20 protein-coding genes are annotated in these 17,642 nt (G+C 65.5%); 9 read left to right on the top strand and 11 right to left on the bottom strand.

Annotated features, from left to right (window positions below):
• Positions 1 to 9: 9 nt before the first annotated feature.
• The 3 genes from AYB31_RS03085 to AYB31_RS03075 are packed head-to-tail and all read left to right on the top strand — an operon-like array spanning position 10 to position 1,974.
• Complete coding sequence (locus AYB31_RS03085) at positions 10 to 1,140, top strand: GNAT family N-acetyltransferase (RefSeq protein WP_068825674.1); 1,131 nt, start codon at positions 10 to 12, stop codon at positions 1,138 to 1,140.
• A gap of 1 nt (position 1,141) precedes the next feature.
• On the top strand, positions 1,142 to 1,462 hold the full coding sequence (locus AYB31_RS03080) for a low molecular weight protein tyrosine phosphatase family protein (protein WP_068825672.1): 321 nt from the start codon (positions 1,142 to 1,144) through the stop codon (positions 1,460 to 1,462).
• Entirely contained in the window at positions 1,459 to 1,974 is a 516-nt protein-coding gene (locus tag AYB31_RS03075; RefSeq protein WP_068825670.1) for an STM3941 family protein, read from the top strand. Before AYB31_RS03080 ends, AYB31_RS03075 begins: the two co-directional genes overlap by 4 nt.
• Here the strand turns inward: AYB31_RS03075 and AYB31_RS03070 are convergent.
• The 3 genes from AYB31_RS03070 to AYB31_RS03060 are packed head-to-tail and all read right to left on the bottom strand — an operon-like array spanning position 1,955 to position 4,267.
• The gene (locus tag AYB31_RS03070) at positions 1,955 to 2,509 is read right to left on the bottom strand and encodes a peptidylprolyl isomerase (RefSeq protein ID WP_068825669.1); all 555 of its coding nucleotides are present in this window, start codon (positions 2,507 to 2,509) and stop codon (positions 1,955 to 1,957) included. The two genes, AYB31_RS03075 and AYB31_RS03070, sit on opposite strands and share 20 nt — an antisense overlap.
• A complete protein-coding gene (locus AYB31_RS03065) occupies positions 2,503 to 3,330 on the bottom strand; it encodes an alpha/beta fold hydrolase (protein ID WP_068825668.1) in 828 nt (275 codons plus the stop codon). The genes AYB31_RS03070 and AYB31_RS03065 overlap by 7 nt, the downstream gene beginning before the upstream one ends.
• A gap of 10 nt (positions 3,331 to 3,340) precedes the next feature.
• Complete coding sequence (locus AYB31_RS03060) at positions 3,341 to 4,267, bottom strand: LysR family transcriptional regulator (RefSeq protein WP_068825667.1); 927 nt, start codon at positions 4,265 to 4,267, stop codon at positions 3,341 to 3,343.
• A 49-nt stretch (positions 4,268 to 4,316) separates the two neighbouring features.
• Between AYB31_RS03060 and AYB31_RS03055 the strand changes: the two genes are divergently transcribed.
• Positions 4,317 to 4,640, top strand: a complete 324-nt coding sequence (locus AYB31_RS03055; RefSeq protein ID WP_068825666.1) for a 3-phosphoglycerate kinase — start codon at positions 4,317 to 4,319, stop codon at positions 4,638 to 4,640.
• Between the two features lie 121 nt (positions 4,641 to 4,761).
• Entirely contained in the window at positions 4,762 to 5,361 is a 600-nt protein-coding gene (locus AYB31_RS03050) for an FMN-dependent NADH-azoreductase (protein ID WP_068825665.1), read from the top strand.
• 116 nt (positions 5,362 to 5,477) lie between these two features.
• Here AYB31_RS03050 and AYB31_RS03045 read toward each other — a convergent pair whose 3' ends face one another.
• Complete coding sequence (locus AYB31_RS03045; RefSeq protein WP_068825663.1) at positions 5,478 to 6,122, bottom strand: LysE family translocator; 645 nt, start codon at positions 6,120 to 6,122, stop codon at positions 5,478 to 5,480.
• Between the two features lie 68 nt (positions 6,123 to 6,190).
• Positions 6,191 to 6,970 (bottom strand): AraC family transcriptional regulator, encoded by a 780-nt coding sequence (locus AYB31_RS03040; protein ID WP_068825815.1) that lies wholly within the window; start codon positions 6,968 to 6,970, stop codon positions 6,191 to 6,193.
• 246 nt (positions 6,971 to 7,216) lie between these two features.
• On the opposite strand from AYB31_RS03040, the gene rarD reads away from it, so the two are divergent.
• Complete coding sequence (gene rarD / locus AYB31_RS03035; protein ID WP_068825662.1) at positions 7,217 to 8,113, top strand: EamA family transporter RarD; 897 nt, start codon at positions 7,217 to 7,219, stop codon at positions 8,111 to 8,113.
• On the opposite strand, the gene AYB31_RS03030 is transcribed toward rarD, so the two are convergent.
• The 3 genes from AYB31_RS03030 to AYB31_RS03020 form a co-directional block, all read right to left on the bottom strand.
• Positions 8,110 to 8,631: a dihydrofolate reductase family protein gene (locus AYB31_RS03030; protein WP_068825660.1), complete on the bottom strand. Its 522-nt coding sequence runs from the start codon at positions 8,629 to 8,631 to the stop codon at positions 8,110 to 8,112. The two genes, rarD and AYB31_RS03030, sit on opposite strands and share 4 nt — an antisense overlap.
• A gap of 72 nt (positions 8,632 to 8,703) precedes the next feature.
• Positions 8,704 to 9,117: an anti-virulence regulator CigR family protein gene (locus tag AYB31_RS03025; protein WP_068825659.1), complete on the bottom strand. Its 414-nt coding sequence runs from the start codon at positions 9,115 to 9,117 to the stop codon at positions 8,704 to 8,706.
• A gap of 55 nt (positions 9,118 to 9,172) precedes the next feature.
• The gene (locus tag AYB31_RS03020) at positions 9,173 to 9,826 is read right to left on the bottom strand and encodes a 7-cyano-7-deazaguanine/7-aminomethyl-7-deazaguanine transporter (protein WP_068825654.1); all 654 of its coding nucleotides are present in this window, start codon (positions 9,824 to 9,826) and stop codon (positions 9,173 to 9,175) included.
• A 189-nt stretch (positions 9,827 to 10,015) separates the two neighbouring features.
• Here AYB31_RS03020 and AYB31_RS03015 point away from each other — a divergent pair, with 189 nt between their 5' ends.
• Positions 10,016 to 11,350: a DEAD/DEAH box helicase gene (locus tag AYB31_RS03015; RefSeq protein WP_068825653.1), complete on the top strand. Its 1,335-nt coding sequence runs from the start codon at positions 10,016 to 10,018 to the stop codon at positions 11,348 to 11,350.
• Between the two features lie 215 nt (positions 11,351 to 11,565).
• Here the strand turns inward: AYB31_RS03015 and AYB31_RS03010 are convergent, their stop codons facing one another.
• A complete protein-coding gene (locus AYB31_RS03010) occupies positions 11,566 to 12,543 on the bottom strand; it encodes a zinc-dependent alcohol dehydrogenase family protein (protein WP_068825651.1) in 978 nt (325 codons plus the stop codon).
• Positions 12,544 to 12,668: 125 nt separating this feature from the next.
• On the opposite strand from AYB31_RS03010, the gene AYB31_RS03005 reads away from it, so the two are divergent.
• The gene (locus AYB31_RS03005; RefSeq protein ID WP_068825649.1) at positions 12,669 to 13,397 is read left to right on the top strand and encodes a substrate-binding periplasmic protein; all 729 of its coding nucleotides are present in this window, start codon (positions 12,669 to 12,671) and stop codon (positions 13,395 to 13,397) included.
• A 9-nt stretch (positions 13,398 to 13,406) separates the two neighbouring features.
• Here AYB31_RS03005 and AYB31_RS03000 read toward each other — a convergent pair whose 3' ends face one another.
• Positions 13,407 to 14,129 carry an rRNA pseudouridine synthase gene (locus AYB31_RS03000; RefSeq protein WP_068825647.1) on the bottom strand — a complete coding sequence of 241 codons (723 nt, stop codon included), beginning with the start codon at positions 14,127 to 14,129 and terminating at the stop codon, positions 13,407 to 13,409.
• An 86-nt stretch (positions 14,130 to 14,215) separates the two neighbouring features.
• Between AYB31_RS03000 and AYB31_RS02995 the strand changes: the two genes are divergently transcribed.
• Entirely contained in the window at positions 14,216 to 15,364 is a 1,149-nt protein-coding gene (locus tag AYB31_RS02995) for a PQQ-dependent sugar dehydrogenase (protein WP_269085690.1), read from the top strand.
• A 24-nt stretch (positions 15,365 to 15,388) separates the two neighbouring features.
• On the opposite strand, the gene AYB31_RS02990 is transcribed toward AYB31_RS02995, so the two are convergent.
• Positions 15,389 to 17,590, bottom strand: a complete 2,202-nt coding sequence (locus tag AYB31_RS02990) for an LTA synthase family protein (RefSeq protein WP_082805181.1) — start codon at positions 17,588 to 17,590, stop codon at positions 15,389 to 15,391.
• Positions 17,591 to 17,642 lie beyond the last annotated feature (52 nt).

Here is a 17,642-nt window from a genome sequence, read left to right as displayed (position 1 = left end):
GCCGCGCCGATGTCCCTGTTGTGCCTGAACTCGCTGCACGAGATCGCTCCCGCCGCCTGGGACGCTCTGTTGCCCCGTCAGCAGCCTTTCCTGCGTCATGCTTTTCTGAGCAGCCTGGAAGACAGCGGCAGCCTGGGCGAGGGATCCGGCTGGCAGGCGGCGCATCGCGTTCTATGCGACGCGCAGGGCAGGGCGCTGGCCGCGCTGCCTACCTACCGCAAGCAGCACTCCTACGGCGAATACGTGTTCGACATGGCCTGGGCCGATGCCTGCCATCGCGCCGGTATCGCCTACTACCCCAAGCTGCTTGGCGCCGTGCCGTTCAGTCCGGTGGCGGGGCCGCGCCTGCTGGGCAATGCAGCAGCGGCCAATCTGCTGCTGGCCGAGCTTGAAGTCGAGCTGGCGGCGCAGAGCCTGTCGGGCCTGCATATCAATTTCACCGAGGCGGGAGATGATGCCGTGCTGGCGCAGCGCCAGGGCTGGCTGGCGCGCGATGGTTGCCAGTTCCACTGGTTCAACCGTGGCTACCGCGACTTTCAGGACTTTCTCGATGCCCTGACCTCGCGCAAGCGCAAGCAGCTGCGCAAGGAACGCGAGCAGGTGGCCGGGCAGGGCATCGAATTCACCTGGCACCAGGGCAGCGAGCTGACGGAAGCGGACTGGGACTTCGTCTATGCCTGCTACGCCAACACCTACCATGTGCGCGGTCGGGCGCCCTATCTGACGCGGGAGTTCTTCAGCCTGCTGGCCGCGCGCATGCCCGAGGCGATTCGCCTGGTGTTTGCCCGTGCCGCCGGCCAGCCGCTGGCCATGGCCTTCAGTCTGGTCGACGGCGACACTTTCTATGGTCGCTACTGGGGCTGCCTCGATGACTTCGATCGCCTGCACTTCGAGACCTGCTTCTACCAGGGCATCGAGTTCGCCATCGGTGCCGGTCTGCAGCGTTTCGACGCTGGCGCTCAGGGCGAGCACAAGCTGATCCGCGGTTTCGAGCCGGTGCTGACGCGCTCCTGGCACTACCTGCTGCACCCCGGCTTGCGCGCGGCGGTGGCCGACTTTCTGGAGCAGGAGCGGGCAGGCGTGCGGGCCTATATGGAAGAGGCGCGCAGCCTATTGCCGTATCGCTGCGACGGGGTCTGAGATGCGTGCACTGTTTATCTGCAGCCGCAACCGCTTGCGCAGCCCCACGGCCGAGCAGCTGTTCGCCGGCTGGCCTGGCGTGGAAACCGATTCAGCCGGCCTGGCCACGGATGCCGAGGTGACGCTGTCCAGCGAACAAGTCGAGTGGGCCGAGCTGATCTTCGTCATGGAGCGGGTACACCAGCGCCGCCTGCAACAACGTTTCGGGGCGCTGCTCAAGGGGCGGCGGGTGGTCTGCCTGGGCATTCCCGATGACTACCAGTACATGCAGCCCGAGCTGGTCGAGCTGCTGCAACGCAAGGTCGGGGGCTATCTGCGATGAGCCGCACGCTGCGCCCCAGGCCCTGGAAGTGGCTGGGTATCCTGCTGCTGTGCCTGGGTTTCTGCGTGATCGCCGTGCTGATGCTGCGCGACGGTCGCGCGCTGGGCTGGTTGTGCCTGACGGTGTTCGGCCTGGGCAGTCTGATCGCGGCCATCGCGCTGCTGCCGGGCGCCAATTATCTGCGTCTGGAGCAGGAGGGTTTTACCTTCTGTTCGCTGTTCCGCGCGCACTCCGTGCGCTGGGATGATGTGGCCGGTTTCGGGCTGGTACGCGTGGCGTCGAACGAGATGGTCGGCTGGCTGTATCGGGAGGGACGCCAGCCGCAGGTGCGGGGTGTGCGCATGTCGCTGGCGCTGGCCGGCTGCCATGCGGCGTTGCCGGAAACTACGGCCTGTCCGCCGAGGAGCTGGCGCGGCGTATGGAACTGCTGCGCCTGGCTCGCGGTGATGGCGAAACAGCCCTGGAACTTCTGCAGTCCCAGGGCGAGCGCGCTTAGAGCTTCTTCGCGTTGAGGATCAGCACCGGCTCCACCGGCACGTTCTGGTGCATGCCGCGGTTGCCGGTGCGCACCTTGGCGATGCGGTCGACCACATCCATGCCGCGCACCACCTTGCCGAACACCGCGTAGCCGAAGTCACGGCCGCCGTGATTGAGGAAATCATTGTCCTTGTGGTTGATGAAGAACTGGCTGGTGGCCGAGTCGACCACCTGGGTGCGGGCCATGGCGATGGTGCCACGGTCGTTGCGCAGGCCGTTGTCGGCCTCGTTCTTGATCGGCTTGAAGGTGTCCTTCTCGCGCATGTCGGCATCGAAGCCGCCGCCCTGAATCATGAAGTTGGGGATGACCCGATGGAACTGGGTGCCGTTGTAGAAACCGGATTCGACATAGCCGAGGAAGTTCTGCGTGCTGATCGGCGCCTTCTCGGCATTCAGCTCCAGCTCGATATCGCCGTAGCTGGTGGTCAGCAGCACATGGGGATTTTCCGCGGCCAGCAGGCTGGTACTCAGCAGCAGGCCACAGGCAGCGAGGAGAAGTTGCTTCAGCATGGTTGTGGGTCCTTGTTTGGGGATTGTGGTTGGTTGCGCTCGACCTGGGCGAGGAAATCATCCAGGGCGGCATTGAAGCGTTGCGGCTGGTCCATAGGCGTGGCATGGCGCGAGCGTTCGATCACCAGCAGGCGGGCATCGGCCAGCTCCGCCACGTAGGCTTCCTTCAGGCTGACCGGGGTGTAATCGCGGTCACCGCTGATGACCAGCGTAGGACAGGTGATTGCACTCAGGCGTTCCCGCACGCCCCAGCCGATGATGGCATCCAGGCTAGCCAGGTAGGCGCGCTTGTCGTTCTGCGCCCAGCGCTGTTCGACCTTGGCGCGCAGTTCGGCCTGCTCGGGATAGGGAAAGAGGATGCGGCCGAGGCCGCGGCCTATGGTCTCCAGGCTCAGCAGGCGCGACAGGCTCCAGCGCTTGGCCAGTTGCCAGAGGTCGGCGGCTTTCTTCACCTTCACCTCCGGGGCGCTGTTGACTATGGTCAGGCTGCGCAGCAGTTCCGGGCGCTCGACACCCAGCTGGAAGCCGACCATGCCGCCCATGGAGATGCCCACCAGATGCACTCGCTGCAGGCCCAGGTGCTCGATCAGCGCCGCTACGTCGCCAGCGAACAGGCTCATGCTGTAGCGCTGGCGCGGCTTGCCGGAACGACCATGACCGCGCAGGTCGATGGCCAGCACGCGGCGAGTCTGCAGCAGGTGCGGAATCTGGTACTCCCAGTCCTGGATGCTCGAACCCAGGCCGTGTACCAGCAGCACAGGCTCGCCCTGGCCACGGTCTTCATAGTGCAACTGGCAGTCGGCATGTTCGAAGTAGGACATGGGGCGGTTCTCAGCTGGAGGCGAGGGGGGCGGCGTAGGGCGCTTCAAGCGGCGCGGCATCGAAGCCCTTGATCAGCTCGACGAGGATCTGGCTGGCCGGGCCGAGCACCTTGTCCTTGTTGCTGTAGAGGTAGAAGCGCGGTTGACGGGTGCCTCCCTGCTCCATTGGCAGCGGCTTGAGCAGACCCTCGGCCAGCTCCCTGGCGATCAGGTGATGCGGCAGCCAGGCAAAGCCCAGGCCGCTGCAGACGAAGGTGCGTGCGGTGGGCAGGCTGCCCACCGTCCAGCGCTGTTCGGCACCGAGCCAGCCGACGTCACGCGGCTGGGTACGGCCCGAGTCGCGGGTCACCACCTGCATCTGGCCTTCCAGGTCCTGGAAGGTGATGTCGCGCTGTAAGCGGTGCAGCGGGTGCTCGGGATGGGCCACGGCGATGAACTCCACCTCGCCCAGTTCGATGGGCAGGTAGCCGGTGATATTGAGGGCGCTGATGGCCAGGTCGGCGGTACCTTCCTGAAGCACTTCCTCGACCCCGGACAGCACTTCCTCGCGCAGGCGCACACGGCAGCCACGACTCTGCGGCATGAAGGCGCTGAGGGCGCGCACGATGTTGGCGGTGGGGTAGGCGGCGTCCACCACCAGGCGCACCTCCGCCTCCCAGCCCTGCTCCATGTGGTGGGCCAACTCCTCCAGTTGGCTGGCCTGCTTGACCAGTTGCCGCGAGCGGCGCAGCAGCACCTCGCCGGCTTCGGTGAGCACGGCCTTGCGTCCGTCGATGCGCAACAGCGGAGCGCCCAGCTGCTCCTGCATGCGCGCCACGGTGTAGCTCACCGACGACTGCGAGCGGTGCATGGCCTCGGCGGCCTGGGCAAAACCACCGTGGTCGACCACCGCCTGCAGGGTGCGCCATTGCTCCAAGGTGACACGGGGCGCTTTCATCGCCGCTTCCTCTTCTCTACTCTGGGCACCTTCAAAAAGGAGAGTGCCGATGAAAAAAACCTGCCTGGCCCTGGCCACCCTGCTGCTGCCGTTGACTGCCTTCGCCTACCCGAGCGAGCTGGAGAAGCAGCTGAATGGCGCCGAGGTGGCTGCCGAAATCCAGGATATCGACACCAATATCGGCGGCCTCATCCTGTACAACTACGGGCAAATGGACGCCAAGTGCAAGGCACGGTTCCGCAATGGCCCCGAGGCGCCGCGTACCCGTTCCGCCGAACTGAAGGCCGGTGAGAGAACGCTGCTGACCATCAGGTTCGCCCGCAACATCATCAAGCTGCGTGTCGATCTGACCTGCGAACAGAGTGGAGCCTAGGGCCGGGATCTATATAAATCAATTTTATTGATTATTTGAAGCGGATATTTGCGCTTTTTTATCTTATTGGCTGACCATAACCTCTGCTCCATCGCCACTCAATACCGATGGAGTCAGCCCAATGTCCCGTGTCCTCGTAATCGAAAGCAGCGCCCGCCAGCAAGGTTCCGTTTCCCGTCAGCTCACCAGCGATTTCATCGCCCGCTGGCAGGCCGCCCACCCGCAGGATGAAGTCCAGGTTCGTGACCTGGCCAAGGAGCCGGTACCGCACCTGGACGAGACCCTGCTGGCCGGCTGGATGAAGCCCGCCGATCAGCAGAGCGCTGCAGAGCAGGCTGCAGCCGCACGCTCCAACCAGCTCACCGATGAACTGCTGGCCGCCGATGTGCTGGTGCTGGCTGCGCCGATGTACAACTTCGCCATTCCCAGCACTCTCAAGTCCTGGCTGGACCATGTGCTGCGCGCCGGCGTCACCTTCAAGTACACCGAAACCGGTCCGCAGGGCCTGCTCACCGGCAAACGCGCCTATGTGCTGACCGCCCGTGGCGGCATCTACGCCGGCAGTGCGCTGGATCATCAGGAGCCCTACCTGCGTCAGGCCCTGGCCTTCGTCGGCATCCACGATGTGCAGTTCATCCATGCCGAAGGCCTGAACATGGGCGGCGAGTTTCTCGAGAAGGGCCTGGCCAAGGCTCGTGAGCAACTGACTCAGGTCGCCTGATTCATCGACTCTTCCCCCTGGGCCGATGCTTTCGGCCCCTCCACCGGTCTGCAAGGGTGCTCCTCCCGGCAGGCCGGTTTTTTGTGCCCGTACAACGTTGCTGTCGAGCCTTGCGCTCAGCGCATCCAGAGCATGGCGGCGACGCCTAGCGCGAGCAGGATCAGCACGCCGCCGGAAGCCCGTTCCAGCCAGGGCAGTACCTGCGTGAAGCGCTGCAGCACGGCACGATTGCCGATCAACATGGCGACCAGTACATCCCACAGCAGCACGATGCTGAACATCCAGCTGCCATAAAGAATCTTCCAGCCCAGGCTGGCATGCGGGCCACTGAGCATGGCGGCAAGGCTGGTATAGAACAGAGCATTCTTCGGATTGAGGATGCCGGAGATAAAGCCCATGCCGGCGGCGCGCCACCAGGCGTGGATTGTCGGCGTTGCCGTGGTTGCGTGGCGTTGTTCCGCGCTGGCAACCGTCAGGCTGTTGCGCCCGGCGTGACGCATGAACAGCTGGCCGAGATAGAGCAGGTAGGCACAGCCGGCCAGCTGCAGGGCGATGAACCCGATGCTGTCCGGTTGCAGCGCGGCCGTGCCGGCGAAGGCCGTCATGATGAATACGCCGTTGGCCGCGGCGATGCCCAGGCAGGCACCACTGGCGACTCGCCAACCGTGTGCCAGCGAGGTTCGGGCGAGCAGAAAGAAGTCGGGGCCGGGGGAGAGCAGCGCCAGGAAATGCGCTGCAGCGATGAAGAGAAACTGTTGCATGGCGACTCGCTCGAATTTTTCGCAGCGTGTCAGCCAGGCCTCGTCGGGTATTGAAGAAAATTGCAGGCCTAAGCGCGGAAACGCCCCGGCGTGATGCCCGTGTGGGCCTTGAACACCCGCTGAAAATGCGCCTGATCGGCGAAGCCCAGGTCGTGGGCCACTCCCGCGATGGCGTCACCCGCCAGGATTCGTGGCTTTGCCAGATTGATCCGCAGGTTCAACTGCCAGGCGTGGGGCGTCATGCCCGTACCCGCGCGAAACGTGCGGATCAGCTGGTAGCGGCTCATGCCGGACAGCTTGGCCAGCTCGCTCAGCGAAGTGCCAACCGCGGCCGTACCTTGCAGGTGTTCGAGGATGGGTTGCAGCTGCCGGGTGAGGTCGAGCGCAGGGTTGGGTAGCTCCAGGCACTGTTCCTGCTCGGTGTCGCAATCGCCGATGAACTCGATAAGCGCTGCTTCCTTGTCGCTCGTCTCGGCGCTTGAAAACAGTAGGGTATTCAGGCGGCAGAAACGTGCATAGAGCCCGGGTTCGGCAGTGATTCTGACGGGCTCGGTGGTGAGGTCAGCGCCTGGCGATTGGGCATATTCCCGGCGTACGGCGTGCAGCCAGTCCGGGTCCAGGTACACCATCTGATAACTCCAGGCCGTGCCGCTGGCCGGGTTGCAGGCATGCACCCGTGATGCCGGCACGAACACCAGGGTGCCGGCGTGCAGGGCAACCGGAGCGTCGCCGGCACCGGTGAAGAGGCTGGTGCCCTGGTCCACGGCACCAATCGAGGCTGTCGGGTGGCTGTGCGGTTTGTAGCAGGCGCGGCTGTGACAGGCTCGGCGGCTCTCGACATAAGGCATGGCCGGGTCGCGCCAGAACACGGCGTTTGCTGCTGGCGTTGGGGGTTGCGGCACGTCGTATGCGCTCCTGGCCGTTCAGTGAAATCGTCAATAGGGTGGCTTGCCGTAGCGTCGAATGTACAGAGGCGGCTGTCATGGCGCCCTTGGCGCCGTCTGTATGGTTGATCCGCTCAGTGACTGTGTTTGAAATATTGAACGCTGTGTGTTGCCATAGCCGCCTTTGAATCTGCCTATCTGGAGGCGGCCGTGCAGTTGTCGGGTCGTGGTGTGGTGCTGTCGGTGACTGCCTCGGTGCTGTTCGTGCTGATTCCCGGCTATGTGCGCGAGCTGGCGCCGCTGGATGGCTTGCAGGTGTTCGCCCAGCGCGTGCTCTGGTCGATCCCGGCGGTGCTGCTGATGGTGACTCTGGCTCGCCAGTGGCGCGTGCTCGGCGCGGCGTTCGTGCGCCTGCGGCATGAGACCCTGTTGTTGCCCGCGCTGCTGCTGGCTGCGGCTCTGATGGGCGTGCAGTGGCTGCTGTTCGTCTGGGCGCCGCTGGCCGGGCGCATGCTGGATGTTTCGCTCGGCTACTTCCTGTTGCCGCTGGCCATGGTGCTGGTCGGGCGGCTGTTCTATGGCGAGCGCCTGCGCCCGCTGCAGCGCATTGCCGTGCTCTGCGCCCTGGTTGGGGTGGCTCATGAGCTCTGGCTGACCCAGGCGTTCTCCTGGGTGACCCTGGTCGCCGCGCTGGGGTATCCCCCGTATTTCATGCTGCGCCGCTGGATGCGCCTGGATGCCTTGTCCGGTTTCGTGCTGGAGATGCTGGTGCTGGCGCCGTTGGCGATCTGGCTGATCCAGGCCCATGGCCCGGTGGGCGTGTTCGACCAGGTACCGCAACTGTGGTGGCTGCTGCCGGGGCTTGGGCTGCTCAGCGCATTGGCCTTTGGCGCAATGATGGCGGCCAGCCGCCTGTTGCCGCTGGGCCTGTTCGGCATTCTCAGCTACGTGGAACCGGTGCTGCTGTTCGGCGTGGCGGTGCTGGTGCTGGGTGAGGTCTTCGATCCACAGCAGCTGTGGACCTACGGGCCGATCTGGCTGGCGATCGTGCTGATCGGCTGGGACAGCGCGCGGTTGCTGCGCAAGCAGGCCCGGCGCGGCCTTTAGCCTGGCTCGGTGCTGGCGTGGACGGCTTCCGGCAGCACCCGATAGTGCAGGTGGATGCCGCCTCCGCTGACGTTGTAGGAGTCGAGCAGCTGCAGGCGTCCCTCCATGCCGCTGGCGAACAGCGGCACGCCCGCACCGAGCAGGTGCGGCATCAGCTTGACCACCAGCTCGTCCAGTAGCCCGGCGGCGAAGCAGTTGCCGGCCAGGCTGCTGCCGCCCAGCAGACGCACGCGCTGACAGCCGAGGGCGGCCAACTCGTCGAGTGCTTCGCTGGGCGTGCAATGGCGTGCGCGTACCTGGGGCGGCAGGTGCATGGGCAGGTGGCGGGTGAGCAGCAGGGTGGGTTTGTCGGAACGTGGCCAGTGTTCGCTCAGCGCGTCGTAGGTGGCACGCCCCAATAGCAGGCCATCGCAGGGTGGCGCCTCGTCATCGCCGGTCAGCCAGTCGCTGCTGCCGTCCGGGCGGGCGATGTAGCCGTCCAGGCTGGCGGCCACGCAGTAGATCAATGTCGGTTTCATGAGCCCCCGCGATGGCGCATCGATCCGGCCATCACAGGTTGGAGTCGCCCGGTGGGGCGAAGTTTCCTTGGCTCAGTCGAGCACGTGATCGAGCACTTCGTAGATCAGACCGGTGGCCAGGGCCACCAGCACCACGTCGGTGCCGACCTGGCGCCACTCGTAGCCGTCGTAATGGGGCAGCTTGCCCAGCAGGCGACTGTCGAAGCGCTTGGCGATACCCGGCGGTAGCGGCTTGCCGCGCGCCAGATTCTTGCGGATGCCCGGTGGCAGGGACTGGGCGGGGCCGATCAGGTCGCGGTTGTCGCCGAGGATGATGCGTACCCGGCCGATATCGATGCTCGGCCCGCGCAGGTCGACCCGCACGTCGCTGTCGCTCCCCCCGCCATGACCCTTGTCCGGTTTATCGTGCTTGGGGGCGGCATCAACCCCAGTCAGACTGAGAGCCAGGCCGAGGCCGGCGAGAAACATGGGAAGAGAACGGGACATGGCAGAACTCCGCATGCAGATAGTGTTGAGAGGCCCGCCAGCCGCCGAATGTTCCTCAGGCCGCACGCGCCGTGGAGGTGGGCATGAGGCGAAGTATGGCATTGAGCAGCACGCCGTACAGTGGCACGAACAGCAGAATGCTCACCGCCAGTTTGACTCCGTAATCCACCGTGGCGATTTCCACCCAGTGTTCGGCCATGAAGGGGTTGTCGCTGTGCCAGAAGGCCACCGAGAAGAAGGCGAAGGTGTCCAGCAGGTTGCCCAGCACGGTCGAGGCGACCGGGGCGATCCACCACTGGCGCAGCTGGCGCAGGCGGTCGAACACCTGAATATCCAGCACCTGACCCAGCACGTAGGCGAGGAAGCTGGCCAGCGAGATGCGCAGGACGAACTCGTTGTATTCGCCCAGCGCGCCCAGACCGCGGAAGGCGCCTTCCTGGAACAGCACCGAAATCGCGTAGGAGGCCACGAGCGCAGGCAGCATCACGCGGGCGATCACCTGGCGCGCGGAACTCTTGCCGAGCAGGCGCACGGTCAGGTCGGTGGCCAGGAAAATGAAGGGAAAACTGAACGCGCCCCAGGTGGTGTGCCAGCCCAGCAGCGTGATGGGCAGCTGTACCAGGTAGTTGCTGGCGATGATCACCAGAATGTGGAAGGCGATCAGCAGGGCGAGCGCCAGGCGCTGTTGTGGTCGAGCAAGGGAAAGCATGCGCAGACACCTTTTTGATGGATGGGGTTAGGGAACCCATGCCGTCCGGGATTGGCGGCGGCGCGCATTCTAACTTCTGGGTCAACTTTGTGCAAAGCTTGAGCAGCGACAGACGCCGACAGTGCGGTGCGACGGGCGAGCGGGTAACCTATGCAGCTGTTTTTTCGATTGTGCCGAGGTAACTCCCCCGTGTTCACCCAATTCGCCCTGCATGAACGCCTGCTCAAGGCCGTGGCCGAGCTCAATTTCACCGAGCCGACGCCGGTGCAGGCGGCTGCAATTCCGCCGGCGCTGGAGGGGCGTGACCTGCGAGTGACGGCGCAGACCGGCAGCGGCAAGACTGCGGCCTTCCTGCTGCCGCTGCTGCATCGCCTGATCGGTGAGGCCAAGCCGCGGGTGGAAATTCGCGCACTGATCCTGTTGCCGACCCGCGAGCTGGCGCAGCAGACGCTCAAGGAGATCGAGCGCTTCGCCCAGTACACCTTCATCAAGTCGGCGCTGGTCACCGGCGGCGAGGACTTCAAGGTGCAGGCCGCCGAGCTGCGGCGCATGCCGGACATCCTGGTGGCGACCCCGGGGCGGCTGATCGAACACCTCAACTCCGGCACCGTCGATCTCAAGCCGGTGCAGGTGCTGGTGCTGGACGAAGCCGACCGCATGCTCGACATGGGTTTTGCCGAGGATATCGAGCGCATCACCGGCGAGTGCGCCAAGCGTGAGCAGACCCTGCTGTTCTCCGCGACCGGCGGTGGCAAGGTACTGCGCGAGATGATCGGCAAGGTGCTGCGTGAACCGGTGCACCTCAAGCTCAACAGCATCGACCAGATGAGCGAGACCACCCGCCAGCAGATCATTACCGCCGACGATCCGGGCCACAAGGAACGCCTGGTGCACTGGCTGCTGAGCAACGAGACCTATCGCAAGGCCATCGTCTTCACCAATACGCGGGTGCAGGCCGACCGCCTGTATGGCCATCTGGTCGCCGCCGACTACAAGGCCTTCGTGCTGCACGGCGACAAGGATCAGAAGGACCGCAAGCTGGCCATTGACCGCCTCAAGCAGGGCGGCACCAAGGTGCTGGTGGCCACCGACGTGGCCGCGCGTGGCCTGGACGTGGATGGCCTGGATCTGGTGATCAACTTCGACATGCCGCGTTCCGGCGACGAGTACGTACACCGTGTCGGCCGCACCGGGCGCGCGGGCGCCGAGGGCCTGGCGGTATCGCTGATCTGCCACAACGACTGGAACCTGATGTCCAGCGTCGAGCGCTACCTCAAGCAGCGCTTCGAGCGCCGGGTGGTCAAGGAACTGAAAGGCAGCTACCAGGGGCCGAAGAACGTCAAGGCGTCCGGCAAGGCGGCCGGCGTGAAGAAGAAAAAGACCGACAAGAAGGACACGGCCAAGAAGCCCGCCGCCAAGGCCAGCGCCAAGCGCCGGCCGAGTTCGCCGAAGAGCGCGCCTTCAACCCTGGTCAGCCAGGACGGCATGGCACCGCTCAAGCGCAAGAAGCCGGCGGCGGAGTAAAACCAGAAGGGGCCGCAAGGCCCCCTTTTTCATGTTGCCGCATCGCTCGTCTCGAATCCGTGGGAGCGGCTGGGCGGCACTCCGTTTTAGCCGCGATTGGGGCAGCTCCGAGTCGCCTGCTAATCGCAGCTAAAGCCGTTCCTACAAAAACGCAGCGAGTAGGGCGGTGGCCTTGGTCGCGATAGGGGCAGCCTGCAACGCAGTGCCGCCCAGGCTCAGGGCACGATCAGGATCTTGCCGTCGCGCTCGCCGCTGGCGGCTGCGGCGACGGCTTCCTTGATCTGGCTGATGTTGTAGGTGGCAGCGATGCGCGCCTTGAGCTTACCGCTGGCGATCAGCTGGGTCAGTTCGCCGAACACCTTCATCTGCTCGGCAGGGCTGGCCTTGCGGAACCACTTGGCCAGCCAGAAGCCGCGCAGGGTGATGTCGCGGAACACGAAGGAGCTGGCCGAAACCTGGCACGGCTCGCCACTCATCAGACCGTAGTTCACCAGGGTGCCACCCTCGCTCAGGCAGGCGGCCAGATGGTCGGTGGCGGCGCCGCCCACGGCATCGATGCCCAGCATCAGCTTGGCGTCGCCGATGACCTCGCGTACCTGCTTGTGCAGGTTGGGGCCGTCGACCAGCACCACATCGCCGCCTTCGGCCTTGACGCCGGCTACTGCCGACTCGCGGCGTACCACGTTGATGGTCTTGAAGCCGCGCAGCTTGGCCAGCTGGATCAGATAGCCGCCGACGCCGGAGTTGGCCGCGTTCTGGATCACCCAGTCGCCGGGCTGCAGGTCAACGAACTGGCTCAGCAGCAAGGAGGCGGTGGGCGGGTTGACGGTCATCATGGCCAACTGCTGCGGGTCGGCGTCGGGCAGCGGGATCAGCTTGTCGGCGGGCGCATGCAGGTGAGTCACCCAGGTGCCACAGCCGACCGGCAGCAGCACGGTCTGGCCGACTTTCAGGTGTTTGACGCCGTCACCGAGCTGCTCGACGCGGCCGACACCTTCGTTGCCGCCGATGGCCGGCAGCGGCGGCAGCATGCCGTATTCGCCAGTCAGGGTGAGTACGTCGGAGGGGTTGATCGGGGCGGCCAGTACCTTGACCAGCACCTGGCCGGCGGCCAGCGCTGGCAGCTGCAGTTCGACGGCGGCGATGACGTCCTGCGGCACCCGGCCGCGCTGTTGGTATTCGGCTTTGAACATGATGGCTCTCCTGGCAGTAAGGCGCTGAGTCTAGCGCTTGCCCGGCATGGCGGGATGAATCGCGCGGCATTGGCCTTGGTGATGGCCCCCGGCCTATGCTTGGCCCATCGCTCGGGAGGAATGGCATGTATCTACGCGCCTGGCCGCTGTTGTGTTTGCTGTTGGCGCCCGTCGCCATGGCAGAGACGCTGCGCATCGGTTTTGGTACGCACAAGCCGCCCTATGTATTCGAGGGCGAGAATCGTGGGCTGGAGTTCGACATCGTTGCGGCCGCCCTGCGGGCAGCGGGCTACCAGATGGAGGTGCGCCATGCGCCGATGGAGCGCCTGCACCTGGCGCTGCGGCGTGGCGAGCTGGATGGCATCGCCACCACCAATCCGCACAGCGGGATCGAGGCGCATTATTCGGCCCCCTATATCGAGTACCACAACGTGGCGGTGGCCCTCACCTCGCGCGGTTATCGTATTGACAGCATCGCCGATCTCGGGCGCTTTTCGGTCAGCAGCTTCCAGCGTTCGCGTTTTCTGCTCGGCAGCGAGTTCCAGGCCATGGCCGCAAGCAACCCGCGCTATCGCGAGGAAGCCCAGCAGATCAATCGTAATCGCCTGCTGTACAGCGGGCGGGTCGATGTGGTGATCGGCGATCCGCGCATCCTGCGCTACTTCAACCCCGAGGTGGCGGACCAGGTCGATACGGGCCAGCCGCTGACCCTGTATATGCTCTTCCCGCCAACGCCCTACAGCGTGGGTTTTCGCCAACCGCTGCAGCGGGATCGCTTCGACCAGGGGCTACAGGCCATTCGCGCCAGCGGCGAATACCTGCAGATCGAGCGGCATTACGCGGATTACTACTGAAACAGGCGCTTAGAACTTCTCGGCGGCGCCCAGGTAGCGCCAGTACCCGACCGGCAGCTTGGCCAACCCGGTACGGCCGAAGCGCAGACGGCGGATGCCCAGCACCCGCAGGCCAAGGCTCTCGCACATGTACCTTAGCTGCCCCGGTTGCACGGCCTTGATGGCGAAGCGCAGGCGGTTCTCGCTCTGCCAACTGACCTTGCAGGGCGCCAGGGTGGTGCCCTTGTAGCTGAGACCGAAGGCCAGGCGCTTGAGGCCGCTGGCATCCAGCGTGCCCTCGACCTCCACCAGGTATTCCTGTTCCAGCGTCGCGCCCTTGTCCTTGAACAGCTTGATCACCCCAGGTGTCTGGCTGAACACCAGCAGGCCGCTGGCGTCGGTCTCCAGGGGCGTGAGCAGTTCCAGGCGGCGCAGGTGACGCTGCAGCGGGCGAATGCCGCTGGCGTCTTCGCTCCAGCGATAGGCGTGGGCCAGCAGTTGCTGGCAGGAGTTGGCGCCCAGGCCGCAGCCGAGCCCGGCGGGTTTGTTCAGCAACAGGGTGATCGGCGGCTGGGTTTCGGCCTTGGCGCCCGGCAGCAGGGCGATCTGCTGGTCCTGCACCGGGAACTGCGGTTCCTCGACCACCACGCCATCCACCGTGACCCAGCCGTTCTCGATATACAGCTCGGCCTCGCGCCGCGAGCAGGCAATTTGCTGGATCAGGCGTTTCGACAGGCGTTCGGCTTCGGTCATGGTGGCGAGTGTCACATCGGGAAATGAAAGGCATTGTACCCGGCCTGGGGCTGGCGTCGGGATTGGGCTACAAGGAAAGTCTGGCGATCAGGGGGCAGAGCATGAAGCGGGTAGTGGCAAGCGCAATCGCAGGTCTGTTGCTGGTGTCGGCAGCCATGGCCGAGCGCAGCGAGTTGGGCGAGCTGCATGTGACCGAGGTGGTGGGCGGCCTGGAGCATCCCTGGGCCCTGGCCTTTCTGCCGAATGGCCAGGGCAGCCTGATCACCGAACGGCCAGGGCGCTTGCGCCTGCTGGATGCCCAGGGGCGGCTCGGGGCAGCGTTGGCCGGTGTGCCGGCGGTGTTCGCCAAGGGTCAGGGTGGCCTGCTGGACGTGGCGCTGTCGCCGGGTTTCGCCACGGATCGCCTGGTCTACCTGAGCTATGCCGAGGCGGATGCCCACGGTGAGCTGGCCGGCACCGCAGTCGGGCATGGGCGCCTGAGCGATGACGGCATGGCGCTGGAGAACTTCCGCGTGATCTTCCGCCAGCAGCCCAAGCTCTCCAGCGGCATCCACTTCGGTTCGCGTCTGGCCTTCGATCGCGAGGGTTATCTGTTCGTCAGTCTGGGCGAGAACAACCAGCGCAGCACTGCCCAGGACCTGAACAAGCTGCAGGGCAAGTTGGTGCGCTTGCAGGCCGATGGCAGCGTGCCCGAGGACAACCCCTTCACCGGCCGGGCGGACGCGCGGGCGGAGATCTGGTCCTATGGCCACCGCAATCCCCAGGGGCTGGCGCTCAATCCCTGGAGCGGCCGGCTGTGGCTGCACGAGCATGGCCCGCGGGGCGGCGACGAGATCAATATCCCCGACAAGGGCCGCAACTACGGCTGGCCGTTGGCCACCCACGGCGTCAATTACAGCTTCCTGCCGATACCCGAGGCCGCGGGCGAACGGGTCGCCGGTACCGAGCCGCCGCATCACGTGTGGGAAAAGTCGCCGGCCATTTCCGGCATGGCCTTCTATGATGCCGAGCGTTTTCCGGCCTGGCAGCACAACTTGTTTATCGGTGCCCTGGCCAGTCAGGCGCTGATCCGCCTGCAGCTGGAGGGCGACCGGGTCGTACATGAGGAGCGTCTGCTGGAGGATCGCGACTGGCGTATCCGTGACGTGCGCCTGGGCCCGGACGGCTACCTGTACCTGCTCACCGATGCGGCGGACGGCAAGTTGCTGCGCCTGGGGCTGGCTGGCGACCGCTAGCCCCGTAGACAGGATGGGCGGCGATCAGTGCGCCAGGGCTTCGGCCTCGGCTTCCTCGGCCTGCACGGCGAGCAGCTCCGGCGGCAGCGGCTCGGTGACCACGCTGAAATCGCTGATGCGGATGGCGCCATGCCCCTCGCCGAGCAAGTGGAAGGAGAAGGCCTTGCGCGTTTGCGGGTTGTCGAAGTCGAAGCTCAACTCCACGCTCCCGCCGCGCTTGAGCGTCGGCAGCGCCGGGATGGCCAGGCTGGTGTTGCGGTCATATTCCTTGGTGATCAAGCGCAACGCCGCGCCCTGGCGATCCATGCGCAGGGCATCAATCTTCAGGGTCACGCGGGTGCGGGTGCCCTTGGGCAGTTCCAGATACTGGGCGCCGATCAGGTTGTCCGCCCACTCGTCGCGGGCCTCGGGGCGCAGTTCGATGCGCTCGCGATTGGCGAACTGGTAGCGCTGGCCAACCTGGCCGCCGGTGACGGACTGGTCGAGCAGGGCTGCGCGCTGGCCGACCAGGCGTGCCTGGCGCCCGCTGACCCGACCCAGGTACTCGGCCTGCGGCGCGATGAAGCCACGGCTGGCGTAGCGTCGGCAAACCTGTTGGAAGTTGCACTCGGTGAACGTCTTGCCGTCATGTTGGCGGAGCAGGCCGTTGGTGTAGGAGATGATCTCGCGCGGCGTGCTGTAGTCGCGCAGCAGCGAGCGCCCGGCGATGTTGTCCGGCAGCGGCAGGGCAAAGTAGTCGAGCAGCGAGGCGGTCAGGTCGACATGGCCGTAGACCCCTTGCTTGAGCTTCGGCAGCTGCTCCTGCTCGGGAGCCAGCAGCAGGTTGAAGCCCCAGGCCGAGGCGAGGCGCACGTTCTCCAGGCCGTGGGACTCGTCCGAGGTGACCACCACCAGGGTGTCCTTGAGCACGCCTTGCTTGTTCAGCGCGTCGAGGAAGTCGGCCACGGCATCGTCCAGGTAGCCGATGGCAGCCTGTTTGGCGGTGGGAAAGCGGGCCAGATATTCCGGCGGAGCGGAGTAGGGCTGGTGGGTGCCGACGGTGAGCAGGGTCAGCATCCATGGCTGTTTATCCTGGCGCAGCTGCTTGACGTACTGCAGCGCACCCTCGAAGTAGGCCTTGTCGTCCATGCCCCAGGGGAATTCCAGGTAAGGCTTGTTCTTGAACCAGTCGCGCCCGTGGGTCTGCTGGAAACCCATGTGCGGCATGATCTGGTCCTTGGCCATGAAGCGCAGCCCGGCACCCTGCAGGAAGTGGGTGCGAAAGCCCATGCTCGACATCAGGTGCGGCAGGCACTGCAGGTTGCGGGTCTGGCTGTTGAGCAACTCGACGCCCTTGGGCGTGCCCGAGTCGAGCTTGCCGTAGTCGCCACAGAGCATGGCGTACAGGCCGCGGATGGTCTGGTGGCTGTGCAGTACATAGTCCGGGGTGAGCATGCCGCGTTCGGCCCAGCGGCTCAGGCGCGGCATCAGGTCTTCGCTGTAATGGCTGCCGAGAGCCTGGCGACTGGCGGCGATATAGGCGCCGGGGATACCTTCCAGGGTGATGACCAGCAGGTTGCGCGCCTTGCCGCCGTTCGGCAGCAGCGGTGTGCCCTTGAGGTCCAGTTTGCTCAGGCCGTCGATATCCGGCGGCAGGCCGGAGTCGTCACCGGCATACCAGTCCTCCAGGGCCAGGCGGCCGCGGCTGATGCCCTCGGCCATGGCCTTGTGCGGCAGGTTGAACAGCTGCCACTGGTCGTCTTCGCTGGGGTGCTGATACTGGTCGACGGCATGACCGAGCAGCAGGGCCAGGGGCAGGGCGTACAGCGCACGGGGCAGCGCCGGCCCCTGGCGTCGGCCGCTGAGCAGGCAGGCCAGCACGGCGATGACCAGCGCGCCGGCCAGCAACGGATAGCGAATGCCGCCGCCCTGGGTGGACTGGCTGACGAACTGCGGGTCACTCAGGTATTTCAGGTCGCTGGGCTCCGGCATGCGCCCGACGGCGTTGACCAGCTCGGCGTTGCCCAGCAGTAGCAGCGCCCAGATTGCGCTCAGCGGCGCCGCCAGCCAGGGACGGCGATAGCACAGCAGTAGGAGCAGGCTGCCGCTGCCCAGGTCGGAAACATAGCCCGGCCAACTCGACCAGCCCAGCCAGTAACGGCAGGCCAGCGGCAACACGAGGAATAGCATGCCAAGGGCCAGTAGCGATGCGGCGGGGTAGGGCAGCCAGGGGCTGGAAGGGCGCAAGGGAACTCCGGGAGGGAACGGCAGGGGCCTGAATGGCCGAAAGAACTGCCAT

The organism is Pseudomonas sp. BMS12 (genome assembly GCF_001592875.1).
In the GTDB taxonomy this organism is placed as follows: domain Bacteria; phylum Pseudomonadota; class Gammaproteobacteria; order Pseudomonadales; family Pseudomonadaceae; genus Aquipseudomonas.
This window is presented reverse-complemented; position numbering and strand designations above follow the sequence as displayed.